This is a genomic window from Bacillus sp. ABA4_010, assembly GCF_056159105.1.
Genome location: NZ_JBSWUN010000003.1, coordinates 316040 through 328270 on the forward strand (window position 1 = coordinate 316040; position 12231 = coordinate 328270).

At 42.5% G+C, this 12231-nt stretch carries 12 protein-coding genes, 1 other RNA gene and 1 other annotated feature; of the genes, 10 read left to right on the forward strand and 3 right to left on the reverse strand.

The features are described from left to right. Positions 1-8: 8 nt before the first annotated feature. Positions 9-449 (forward strand): D-aminoacyl-tRNA deacylase, encoded by a 441-nt coding sequence (gene dtd, locus ACXAEO_RS02720; protein ID WP_474877684.1) that lies wholly within the window; start codon positions 9-11, stop codon positions 447-449. Positions 450-522: 73 nt separating this feature from the next. Here the strand turns inward: dtd and ACXAEO_RS02725 are convergent, their stop codons facing one another. Beyond that, positions 523-1434, reverse strand: a complete 912-nt coding sequence (locus ACXAEO_RS02725; protein WP_474877686.1) for an N-acetylmuramoyl-L-alanine amidase — start codon at positions 1432-1434, stop codon at positions 523-525. Between the two features lie 141 nt (positions 1435-1575). Here ACXAEO_RS02725 and ACXAEO_RS02730 point away from each other — a divergent pair, with 141 nt between their 5' ends. From ACXAEO_RS02730 to ACXAEO_RS02750, 5 genes are all read left to right on the forward strand, one after another. Further along, positions 1576-1752, forward strand: a complete 177-nt coding sequence (locus ACXAEO_RS02730; protein WP_474877690.1) for an RNA polymerase subunit sigma-70 — start codon at positions 1576-1578, stop codon at positions 1750-1752. 147 nt (positions 1753-1899) lie between these two features. Next, positions 1900-2144 (forward strand) — a binding site (T-box leader). Positions 2145-2261: 117 nt separating this feature from the next. Continuing rightward, on the forward strand, positions 2262-3530 hold the full coding sequence (gene hisS / locus ACXAEO_RS02735) for a histidine--tRNA ligase (RefSeq protein WP_474877692.1): 1269 nt from the start codon (positions 2262-2264) through the stop codon (positions 3528-3530). 15 nt (positions 3531-3545) lie between these two features. Further along, on the forward strand, positions 3546-5321 hold the full coding sequence (aspS, locus tag ACXAEO_RS02740; RefSeq protein WP_474877694.1) for an aspartate--tRNA ligase: 1776 nt from the start codon (positions 3546-3548) through the stop codon (positions 5319-5321). A 62-nt stretch (positions 5322-5383) separates the two neighbouring features. Then, a non-coding RNA gene (gene ssrS, locus ACXAEO_RS02745) (6S RNA) lies at positions 5384-5570 on the forward strand. A gap of 175 nt (positions 5571-5745) precedes the next feature. Then, positions 5746-6516: a tRNA threonylcarbamoyladenosine dehydratase gene (locus tag ACXAEO_RS02750; protein ID WP_474877697.1), complete on the forward strand. Its 771-nt coding sequence runs from the start codon at positions 5746-5748 to the stop codon at positions 6514-6516. 35 nt (positions 6517-6551) lie between these two features. On the opposite strand, the gene ACXAEO_RS02755 is transcribed toward ACXAEO_RS02750, so the two are convergent. Then, entirely contained in the window at positions 6552-7205 is a 654-nt protein-coding gene (locus tag ACXAEO_RS02755; RefSeq protein ID WP_474877699.1) for an RsfA family transcriptional regulator, read from the reverse strand. Between the two features lie 60 nt (positions 7206-7265). Continuing rightward, positions 7266-8537, reverse strand: coding sequence for a replication-associated recombination protein A (locus tag ACXAEO_RS02760; RefSeq protein WP_474877702.1), 1272 nt, complete (start codon positions 8535-8537; stop codon positions 7266-7268). Positions 8538-8723: 186 nt separating this feature from the next. Between ACXAEO_RS02760 and cymR the strand changes: the two genes are divergently transcribed. The 4 genes from cymR to ACXAEO_RS02780 all read left to right on the forward strand — a co-directional run bounded on the left by cymR (position 8724) and on the right by ACXAEO_RS02780 (position 12229). Continuing rightward, positions 8724-9140 carry a cysteine metabolism transcriptional regulator CymR gene (cymR, locus tag ACXAEO_RS02765; RefSeq protein WP_474877704.1) on the forward strand — a complete coding sequence of 139 codons (417 nt, stop codon included), beginning with the start codon at positions 8724-8726 and terminating at the stop codon, positions 9138-9140. A 47-nt stretch (positions 9141-9187) separates the two neighbouring features. Further along, entirely contained in the window at positions 9188-10330 is a 1143-nt protein-coding gene (locus ACXAEO_RS02770) for a cysteine desulfurase family protein (RefSeq protein WP_474877707.1), read from the forward strand. 16 nt (positions 10331-10346) lie between these two features. Beyond that, the gene (gene mnmA / locus ACXAEO_RS02775) at positions 10347-11459 is read left to right on the forward strand and encodes a tRNA 2-thiouridine(34) synthase MnmA (protein WP_474877709.1); all 1113 of its coding nucleotides are present in this window, start codon (positions 10347-10349) and stop codon (positions 11457-11459) included. 119 nt (positions 11460-11578) lie between these two features. Next, positions 11579-12229: a tetratricopeptide repeat protein gene (locus ACXAEO_RS02780; protein ID WP_474877711.1), complete on the forward strand. Its 651-nt coding sequence runs from the start codon at positions 11579-11581 to the stop codon at positions 12227-12229. The last annotated feature ends 2 nt before the right edge of the window (positions 12230-12231 follow it).

Sequence of the window (12231 nt, forward strand, 5' to 3'; positions counted from 1 at the left end):
TTTTCTCTATGCGTGTAGTAGTTCAGCGAGCAAAAAATGCAAAGGTAGTGGTCGAAGGAAATACGGTAGGCGCTATCGATCAAGGAGTCATGCTGTTAGTGGGGGTTACCCATTCGGATACGGCAGAGGATGCGGCTTATATCGCAGAAAAAGTGGCGAATTTGCGTATCTTTGAAGATGAATCTGGAAAGATGAACTTGTCTCTATTAGACATAGGCGGGGAAGTGCTATCGGTTTCCCAATTTACCTTATATGGAGATTGCCGAAAAGGCAGACGCCCTAATTTCATGGACGCGGCTAAACCTGACTATGCGAATGACATTTATGAGCAATTTAATGAAGAGCTAAGAAAAAAAGGCTTAAAGGTAGAAACTGGGATATTCGGTGCTATGATGGATGTCCAATTTACCAATGATGGCCCTGTTACGCTCATTATAGAAAGTAAATAAAGAAGATGGACAAAAGACCTTTCGCTCCAACGTGTAGAAAGCCACACGTTTGGGAGAAAGGTCTTTTTGTTGTTTAGGACGCTTCTTTTGAAAAATAGACGGCGAGTCCTTTAATAATGGCCGTCACGGCATTGTATTGAAATTCTTTTGTCTGCAAATGTTGTTCTTCCCTTTCGTGACTTAAAAAGCCAAGCTCCAGCAAGGCGGCAGGTTGAGCATTTTCGCGAAGGACATAATAATCACCGCTACGTGCATGTTTATCGGCAAAGGCGGTGAGCGAAATTAATTCATCATGAATATTTTCCGCAAGCTGTGCGTGTTTGTCGTAGTAAGTGATGATCCCCTTTAAAGAAGTGTCAGGTGAGCTATTATAGTGAATGCTTAAAAAAACGTCGGCTTTGTTTTCTTCGGCGATGGCCACCCTTTCTTCCAGTGAAATGTATTGGTCGGTTGAACGGGTCAAAATGACAGTTGCGCCGAGTGTTTGTAATCGTTTTTCAAGCAGTTTCGCAGTAATCAAATTTAAATCTTTTTCAAGTGTAGAGGCAAACGTTCCGGTTGCGCCTTTATCGTGTCCACCGTGCCCAGGGTCAATGACGATGGTTTTATTTTCAAGTGTAGACAGTGAGGCGCCATACAAGTCTTGCAGTTGTAAAGCAGAGGAAAAGGTGAGGTACTGCTGATTGAAGGGAGAATCGGGAATGTCTGGTAAAGAACCGACGTAACGCTCGGCTACCCATCCCTTTAGACCGCTCGTTAATTGTACATGATACCAGTCCTTTTCCCTTTCTAAAACCGATAAAATACTTCCGTGTCTTACTTTTTCCACGATTTCATAAGTTGTACTTGGACCACTCCGGACATTTAGCACATTCACCTTAACGGATACAAATTCACTTTGGGCATTCGTTTCCGGCTGGAAAGTTAAAAAAAAGAGGCAGAGCCCGAACAGAGCATAAAGTAAAAGTTTTTTATATTTAGCCATAACACCGGCAACTCCTTTTCCTTTATTTGTCACTTACTATTTCTAGGGAAAACGGAAAATTCCTGTAAGTTCCCACGGAAAAATGGAAAGGATATGAAAGTAGACCATCGTTCATTCATTGACAGGAAAGAAGGGGATTTGATGAAATTCAGTTCTAAAGGGGAACAGTCATTCACGCATCGAAATCAAATGTTTGGAGTGAATTTTCACGATTTTATCCAGCGGGAAGCGACGACGACTCCAGTTGAATTGGCATCGGAATTTGGCCTGACGTTGCGAGATGTTCAAGCGCTGAAGAAGAATTTGTCACGTTCCTGAACAACAAAGGAAATGTGGAAGGTGTAACGGTCGAAAAATGCTTTTGTTGATGCTTTCTGGAACGTAAATTAAGTGCTTGACAATTCGGAATTTCATTCGTAATATAGTAGACAATTGCTATCATTCTACATACGAATAAAGACCAGTAAAAAACCGTTGACAGAGAAAAGTAGTTGAGATTACACATGGAAAAGAGAGGAAATGTCTGAGGCTGAAAACATTTCTACATGATGACTGAACGAATGAACACTCTCGAGGTTTCTCTCTGAAAAGCGATTGTTAGCTTAGTAGGAGTTGAACGTATTCAGGCGTTAACGACTTAAGTGGGAGCAGTGCATATTGGCTGCTTCAATTAGGGTGGTACCACGAGAAAAATAACTCTCGTCCCTACATATTATTTGTGTAGGGATGGGGGTTTTTTGTTTTTTTAAGCCTTATGACAACAAATGGTCTTTGGCGAAGCTTTTTAAGAAAGCTGGAAAAAAGAAAGTAGGAGGCACACAGGACTTATGTCTATTCAAATTCCAAGAGGTACACAAGATATTCTTCCAGGCACTGTGGAACTTTGGCAGTATGTGGAGGAGCAGGCGAGAAAGATTTGCCGCACGTTTAACTATAAAGAAATTCGCACACCGATGTTTGAACATACGGAATTATTTCAACGCGGTGTAGGAGATACAACAGATATCGTTCAAAAAGAAATGTACACATTTGAAGATCGCGGGGGCCGTAATTTAACGCTTCGTCCAGAAGGGACAGCTGCTGTTGTTCGTTCGTTTGTGGAACAGAAAATGTTTGGAAGTCCTAATCAGCCGACAAAGCTATTTTATATCGGGCCAATGTTCCGCTATGAACGCCCTCAAGCAGGACGTTTCCGTCAATTTGTACAGTTTGGCGTAGAAGCATTAGGAAGCAGCGATCCAGCAATTGATGCAGAAGTAATGGCGTTGGCGATGCAATTTTATCAATCGCTTGGATTGAAAAAATTACGTCTTGTCGTTAACAGTTTAGGGGACGCAGAAAGTCGTCAGGCACACCGCCAAGCACTTATTGAACATTTCTCCCCAAGAATCGGAGAATTTTGTGCAGACTGCCAAAGTCGTGTAGAGAAAAATCCGCTTCGCATTCTTGACTGTAAAAAAGACCGAGATCATGAACTGATGAAAACAGCTCCGTCCATCTTTGATTATTTAAATGAGTATTCCAAACAGTACTTTGAAAAGGTGCAGCAATATTTGACGAATTTGCAAATTGAGTTTGTCGTTGATCCAAATCTTGTGCGCGGTCTTGATTATTATAATCATACAGCATTTGAAATTATGAGTGATGCGGAAGGGTTCGGGTCGATTACAACGCTTTGCGGAGGCGGACGATACAATGGCCTCGTTCAAGACATTGGCGGTCCCGAAACACCGGGAATCGGTTTTGCTTTAAGTATTGAGCGCTTGCTGGCGGCTCTTGAAGCAGAAAACGTGGAGCTGCCAATTCAAGAAAGCATTGATTGTTATGTTGTGGCAATGGGCGATGCAGCGAAAGATGAAGCAGTATCCATTGTGAACCATTTACGCATGGGCGGCTTTATTACCGAGAAAGATTACCAAGATAAAAAAATGAAAGCCCAGTTTAAAGCGGCTGACCGATTAAAAGCTCGTTTTGTCATTGTGCTTGGAGACGAAGAGCTGGACAAGCAAGTGGTCAATGTAAAAAGCATGGAAACGGGCGAACAGCAAGAAGTAGCAATTGCTGAACTGATGACATATTTAAAGGGATTACAATAAAGGGGGACATTCATCATGCAAGAAAGATCATATTATTGCGGAGAAGTAACAGAAAAAGCGATTGGTGAATCCGTTAAATTAAAAGGGTGGGTTCAAAAACGTCGTGACTTAGGTGGACTTATTTTTATTGATCTTCGTGACCGTGCCGGCATCGTTCAAGTGGTGTTCAATCCAGAAGTGTCAGAAGAAGCGTTGAAAGTAGCAGAAAGCGTACGTAACGAATTTGTTCTTCATATTGAAGGGACGGTCGTGGCGCGTGAAGAGAATACAATCAACAACAATTTAAAAACAGGAAAAATTGAAGTGCACGCTAGCCAAATTACAGTGTTGAACAAGGCGAAAACACCACCGTTTATGATTGAAGATAAAACGGATGTCGCAGAAGATGTTCGATTAAAATATCGCTATTTGGATTTGCGTCGCCCGATGATGTTTGAAACATTGAAAATGCGCAGTGACGTAACAAAGACTATTCGTAACTATTTAGACGATAACGACTTTTTAGATGTGGAAACGCCGATTTTAACGAAAAGTACACCAGAAGGAGCACGTGATTACTTAGTGCCGAGCCGTGTGCATCCTGGTGAGTTTTATGCACTCCCACAGTCACCGCAAATTTTCAAACAGTTGCTAATGGTTTCCGGTGTAGAGCGTTATTACCAAATTGCCCGCTGCTTCCGTGATGAAGATTTACGTGCAGACCGTCAGCCAGAATTTACGCAAGTCGATATTGAAACATCTTTCCTCACACAAGATGAGATTATCGCGTTAACAGAGAAAATGATGGTTCAAGTGATGAAGGATGTAAAAGGGATTGATGTACCGGCGCCATTTCCACGTATGGCTTATGATGAAGCAATGAGCCGTTATGGTTCTGATAAACCGGATACGCGCTTTGGGATGGAGTTAGTAGACTTATCTGAGTTTGTGAAAGACTGCGGCTTCAAAGTGTTCAGTGGTGCAGTTCAAAACGGCGGACAAGTTAAAGCGATTAATGTAAAAGGTGCAGCTGCTAACTACTCGCGTAAAGATATTGACAGTTTACAGGAATATGCGGGAGTATACGGGGCAAAAGGGTTAGCATGGTTGAAAGTGGAAGAAGACGGCTTAAAAGGTCCAATCGCTAAATTCTTTAATGAAGACGAGCAACAGCAATTTATTAAAGCACTAGATGCGGCTCCTGGAGATTTACTATTATTCGTCGCAGATAAAAAGAACGTTGTAGCAGATGCTCTAGGCGCTCTTCGTCTAAAGCTTGGAAAAGAACTTCGTTTAATCGATGAAACGAAATTCAACTTTTTATGGGTAACAGATTGGCCACTTCTTGAGTACGATGAGGCAGAAGGTCGTTATTACGCAGCGCATCATCCATTTACGATGCCTGTTCGCGATGATTTATCTTACTTAGATACAGACCCAGGAAAAGTGCGCGCTCAAGCATATGACCTTGTGTTAAACGGTTATGAGCTTGGAGGAGGATCATTGCGTATTTACGAACGTGATATTCAAGAGAAGATGTTCCAAGTTCTTGGCTTTACACTTGAGCAAGCTCAAGAGCAGTTCGGTTTCTTACTTGAAGCGTTCGAATATGGAACGCCTCCGCATGGCGGAATTGCCCTTGGTCTTGACCGTCTTGTTATGCTATTAGCAGGACGTACGAACTTGCGTGATACGATTGCTTTCCCGAAAACGGCAAGCGCGAGCTGCGTGCTGACCGATGCTCCTGGAGAAGTAAGTACGGCTCAATTAGATGAGCTTCATCTAGAAACACGCGTTAAAAAAAGTGAGTAATCGTTTTCTTTTGCTCGCTTGAAAACGAATTTATTCTATGATAAGATACTGTCAAGAAACAAGAAGTCCTGATGTGTTCGTCTTATAACCTATTGTTTTGACCGAACAATAAGTTATAAGGGAGCTCGGAGTTTTTTGTCAGCGTGAATGCCTTTTTCACAGGGACTCACAACGATGGAAACAGAGCACCCACCTGCTGTGAGCGGGTTCAAAACGAAGGCATCTGAAGACGGCACGATTGGGACTTTCTTTGACTTGATTCGTATATTTAACCCTATGCAGCACAATTGCATAGGGTTTTCATATGCAATTTCTAAAGAGGTAAAAACCAATCGAGTTAGTAGTATTAACAAAAAAGTATGATATAGTCAAACTTTAAACAAATACTACACAAGAATCAGAAAAATAACGGAGTGTGAAACAAATGCTGCATCAATTTTCGCGCAATGAACTTGCGATAGGAAAAGAAGGGTTAGATAAATTGAAAGGGAGCACCGTTGCGGTTCTCGGAATCGGCGGAGTTGGATCGTTTTCGGCAGAAGCATTAGCCCGTTCAGGTGTTGGTCGCCTTGTGCTAGTCGATAAAGATGATGTCGACATTACAAATGTTAACCGTCAAATCCATGCCCTCTTGTCTACAGTCGGGCGCCAAAAAGTAGAATTAATGAAAGAGCGTATTGCCGACATTAATCCAGAATGTGAAGTGATCGCGCTTAAAATGTTTTATACAGAAGAGACATATGAAGAATTTTTTAGCTATGGCTTAGATTATGTTATTGATGCTTCTGATACCATTTCGTACAAAATTCACTTGATGAAGGAATGTTTACGACGCAACATTCCGATTATCTCTAGTATGGGTGCGGCGAACAAAATGGATCCGACGCGTTTCCGTATTGCGGATATTTCCAAAACACATACAGACCCAATTGCAAAAGTCGTTCGCACTCGCTTGCGCAAAGAAGGAATTAAAAAGGGCATCAAGGTGGTCTTCTCTGATGAAAGCCCAATTGTCACTCGTGAAGAGGTGCGCCAAGTAGTTGGAAACGACAAAGCACAAATTCGTAAAGCGAAAATGCCGCCGTCTTCTAATGCGTTCGTGCCGTCTGTCGCTGGTTTAATTATGGGAGGACATGTTGTAACAGAATTGTTAAGCGATATTACGATTTACCGTGTCGGTCAAGATCCGAAATAAAAAAGCTTGTCAGCCGTGTGGCTGACAAGCTTTTGTTATGTTTGAATGATTAGTGCTTCGTCTGTTTCATCAGGTAGGAAAGGGAGAGGTTCATCATCCTCTAAAGAAACAATTCGCTCAGCTCGCTGCATAATGGCAAGGAGTGTGCGGTAGTCTTCTTGAACGATGGCTTGCTGTTTCTGCAAAGAGGCTAATTTCGCTTCTAACTGTTCCTTTTGAATAGCCAGCTCTTTATTGGCAAAGCGAAGTGCTTCATTTTCCTTTATAAGATTATGGGATTGAGCAGTGTTTGTTTTCAGCTCGCTTAAAAACGTAATAACATCGCCTAACCCAATAGTGGAGAAAGGGGTTGTAAGGTCAGGAGTATTCTCCTGTATTGTCGGCTGTTCCGGCTTTTTTCGTAAAGATTCGATGGGAGGCGCAGATGATTGAACGGCTTCTTTTTTCTGACGATCCAGCATTCTTTTTCGTTCTTTTCGCTGTTTTTTCGCAAGACTAATTGCTTCAGTGTATCTTCTTCGAACTTCCGCATTCCATCGAAAACCACACGCGGCAGATGTGCGGTTCAGCGTATCTCCTGCTTCGTCAAAAGCTGCCAGCTGCGTGCCCCCTTCACGAATGTAGCGGAGCACTGTTTCGGCCAAGAGTAAATCGTCTTCATGAGACCAAGCATCTTGTCTAACCTTCACGGGACCCACTCCTATCGTTAATAGATTTGTTGCTAATAGGCTTACCTGTAGGACGGTCCATTATTCGCTGCGGTTAATCTTCTCATAAATTTGGGCAAGGGCTTGCTCAAATTTTCCTGTCTTTTTAGGTTCATAATATTTCTGATGTTTAATGGAATTTGGCAAGTATTGCTGTTTTACCCAGCCTGTTTCGGCATCATGTGGATATAAATAGCCAATTCCGCGACCAAGCTCTTTAGCTCCTTTATAGTGTGCATCTTTCAGGTGAGCGGGAATAGGGCCGGTTCGCCCTGTTCGAATATCGGTTAGAGCGGCATCGAGCGCTTTATAGGCGGAGTTGGACTTTGGTGATAAGCAAAGTTCAATTACCGCATTGGCAAGCGGAATTCTCGCTTCCGGAAAACCGAGCCTCTCAGATGATTCAATTGCCGCAAGTGTTCGCGGAGCAGCTTGAGGATTTGCCAGCCCGATATCTTCATAGGCAATCACGAGTAATCTTCGGTTGATGCTTACTAAATCTCCTGCTTCAATCAGCCTACCTAAGTAGTGGAGAGCGGCATTCACATCACTTCCGCGAATGGATTTCTGGAAGGCAGACAGTACATCGTAATGGGCATCCCCGTTTTTATCATGTGTCATATATTTTTTTTGCAAACATTCTTCTGCAATGGCAAGGTTAATGACAATCGTTCCATGTACATCAGAATCGGTCGATAATACAGCTAATTCTAAAGCGCTTAAAGCCGAGCGGACATCGCCGTTGGAGGCGCTGGCAAAATGCTCAATCGCTTCATCGGTAATGGTCACTTTTTCGCGTCCTAGTCCATTTTGATCATCTTCTAAAGCGCGAAGCAAAGCCGTTTTCACTTCTTCAGGTGTAAGCGGCTGTAACTCGAAGATTTGGCAGCGGCTTCTGATCGCAGGGTTAATAGCATGATAGGGATTGCTTGTAGTGGCGCCAATTAAGATAATCATGCCGTTTTCTAAATATGGAAGAAGAAAGTCTTGTTTCGCTTTATCGAGCCGGTGCACCTCATCCAGCAAAAGAATGACTTTGCCGGACATTTTTGCTTCTTGTACGACAATCTCCATGTCTTTTTTGTTATGGACGACAGCATTTAGTTGACGGAAGGCGGTATGAGTACTTTTGGCAATAGCTGTTGCAATGGTCGTCTTTCCCGTACCTGGAGGACCATACAAAATCATGGGAGTAACATGTTTTGCTTTGACCATTCGATGAATGATTTTTCCTTCTCCAACAAGATGCTGCTGGCCAATCACATCTTCAAGGCTCTCAGGCCGCATGCGAAAAGCGAGCGGTTTTTTGCTCATAGTCATCTCTCCTATTTACTATACATGAGCCTTATTATAGGGAACTGTAGGCGAAAATGCATCTCATATGGATAATATGCTATAATGTCATGGTCTTATTTTTGGTACAATAACGATAGGATTACTTGATATAATAGAATCACTTATTTTATAGATAAAAGAGACCGGAATGGAAGGGTGACCTATATGAAAATTTCAACAAAAGGACGTTACGGACTGACCATCATGATTGAACTGGCAAGAAAATCAGGAGAAGGACCAATCTCGCTTAAAACGATTGCTCATACGCATGATTTATCCGAACACTATTTAGAGCAACTAATCTCTCCTTTGCGTAATGCAGGACTTGTCAAAAGTATAAGAGGTGCGTACGGCGGGTATATTTTAGCGAAAGAACCTGCGCTTATTACAGCAGGGGATATCATTTCGGTTTTGGAAGGACCGATCAGTCCGGTTGAGGGACTTGAAGAAGAGGAGCCAGCGAAACGGGAATTATGGATTCGCATTCGCGATGCGGTAAGAGAAGTGCTTGATAGTACAACATTAGAAGATTTAGCGAATCATAGTGAAGGAGATGCCAGTTCGTATATGTTTTACATATAGAACGATCTTTAGCTATACGAGAATTTGCTTTTAAAGGAGTGTTAAGGTTGGAAAGAATTTATTTAGATCATGCTGCGACATCACCGATGCATCCAGCCGTGATTGATAAAATGACGACTGTTATGAAGGAGGTGTTCGGAAATCCTTCCAGCATTCATTTTTATGGACGTGAAAGCAGACAATATGTAGACAAGGCCCGACAAACGATGGCTTCCAGTATTGGGGCAAAACAAAATGAAATCATCTTTACGAGCGGCGGTACGGAAGCGGATAATATGGCGTTAATGGGAGTAGCGCTCGCTAACCGTCATAAAGGTAACCATATTATCACGACGCAAATTGAGCACCATGCAGTACTCCATACGTGTCAGGCTTTAGAAAAACAAGGATTTGATGTAACGTATTTGCCGGTGGATGAAAGAGGAATGATTAGTGCAAAACAGTTGCAAGAAGCATTGAGAGATGATACGATTCTTGTCACCATCATGTATGGAAACAACGAGGTGGGAACGATTCAGCCCATCGCTGAAATCGGTGAAATCTTGAAACATCATCAAGCATTTTTTCATACGGATGCTGTTCAAGCATATGGACTGATTCCGCTTTCTGTACAAGAACTTGGCGTGGATCTTTTATCCGTATCTTCTCATAAAATAAACGGACCAAAAGGGATCGGTTTTTTATATGCGGCTTCCCATGTTCCGATGTCTCCGCTTTTATTTGGAGGGGAGCAGGAACGTAAACGGAGAGCCGGAACGGAAAATGTAACGAGTATTGCAGGATTTGAAGAGGCAGTTAAGCTTTTTCAGCAGACATCAGCGGAAAAATCCGCTCTTTATACAAAATATAAAGAAAAGATGATGGAGATTTTGCAAGAAGAGAACGTAGATTTCTCCGTTAATGGCTCACTTGAGTCATCTCTTCCGCATGTGCTAAATCTTGCATTGGCGGGAACGAATGTTGAATCCATGCTTGTGAATCTTGATTTAGCTGGAATTGCTGTATCAAGCGGCTCTGCTTGTACAGCAGGTTCCATCGACCCTTCGCATGTGCTGGTCGCGATGTTCGGCAAAGGGGATGAGCGGTTGATTTCTTCGATTCGATTCAGCTTCGGGCTTGGTACAACAATAGAACAAATTGAAAGAGCGGCACGTGAAACGGCTAAAATCGTAAAGCGGCTCACTCGATAATATGGAGGTGGACAAGTTGACAAAAGCGCCGAAAGACACACGTGTTGTTGTCGGAATGAGCGGTGGTGTCGATTCGTCTGTTGCAGCATTGCTGCTGAAGGAACAAGGGTATGATGTCATCGGGATTTTTATGAAAAACTGGGATGACACAGACGAAAACGGAGTATGTACCGCTACGGAAGACTATGAAGATGTCATTCGTGTATGTAATCAAATTGGCATACCTTATTATGCTGTCAATTTTGAAAAACAATATTGGGATAAGGTGTTTACGTATTTCCTAGATGAATACAAAGCAGGACGTACACCGAATCCGGATGTGATGTGTAATAAAGAAATTAAATTTAAAGCCTTTTTAGAGCATGCGATGACGCTTGGGGCAGACTACTTAGCAACAGGTCATTATGCGCGTGTTGAATACCGCGATGGCGAATATAAAATGCTGCGTGGACTTGATGAAAATAAGGACCAAACATATTTCTTAAATCAACTTGGACAAGAGCAATTGTCGAAGGTGATGTTCCCAATTGGGAATATTGATAAGGCAAAGGTTCGTGAAATCGCGAAAGAGGCAGGTCTTGCAACTGCGACGAAAAAGGATAGTACAGGTATTTGCTTTATTGGTGAACGCAACTTTAAAGAGTTTTTAAGTCAATATCTACCTGCGCAGCCTGGCGAGATGCAAACGCTCGATGGAGAAGTGAAAGGCAAGCATGACGGCTTAATGTATTATACAATCGGTCAGCGTCATGGCCTTGGCATCGGAGGAAGCGGAGAACCTTGGTTTGCGGTCGGCAAAAATCTCGAAAAGAACATTTTATATGTTGACCAAGGCTTCCACAATGATGTCCTTTATTCAGACTCCATTATGGCGACCAATGTCAGCTGGGTAAGCGATCGTGAATTGCCAGCATCTTTTTCTTGCACGGCAAAATTCCGCTACCGTCAAGAGGACAACAAAGTGACGGTTGAAAAAGTGGATGAGAATACGGTACGAGTGGTGTTTGATGAGCCGATTCGTGCGATTACACCTGGACAAGCGGTTGTGTTTTACAATGGCGACGAATGCCTTGGTGGAGCAACAATCGATCAAGTGTTTAAAAACGAAGAAGAACTTTGGTATGTGTAAAAGATGGGGTGCCTGAATAGGCATCCCATCTTTCGCTTTTTTCGTTTCCAAAACATGATTCATTTCGCTTTGTGCTATACTTATCGTAGAAAAATGAGTAAATATTGGAGTGATCAACATTGGATAATAATCAATTAGGAATTCAATATATGCAAGAAGGAAAATATGACGAAGCAGCCCAAGCATTTTCGGCAGCAATTGAAGAACAGCCGAAAGAAGCCATTGGCTACATTAATTTCGGCAATCTATTAGCAGAAGTAGAAGAAAATGAAAAAGCATTAAAGTTTTTTGAACGTGCCCTTGAAATGGATTCAGAAGCGGCAACGGCACATTATGGGGCAGGGAACGTTCATTTTAAGTTAGAACAGTTGGATGAAGCGAGGCAGCATTTTGAACAAGCACTTCGAAAGGGGTTAGATTCGGCTGATGTTCATTTTATGCTCGGATTATCTCTTGTTTATACGAACCAGTTTCGCCTTGCATTGCCTTATTTACAACGGGCAGTTGAGCTAAACGGGGAGGATGTCGAGGCACGTTTTCAATATGGGTTATGTTTGGCACAACTTGAGATGCTTGATGAGGCGATGGAGCAGTTTGTTCAAATTACCGAACGGGAAGAACATGCTGACGCTTACTATAATCTCGGGGTGGCGTATGCGTTTAAAGAAGATCAACCAAAGGCCATTGAAATGTTCCAAAAAGCTGTTGAAATCCAACCAGATCATCTTTTAGCAGGGAATGGTTTGCGTCTATTGACAGAGGAGCAGTGAGT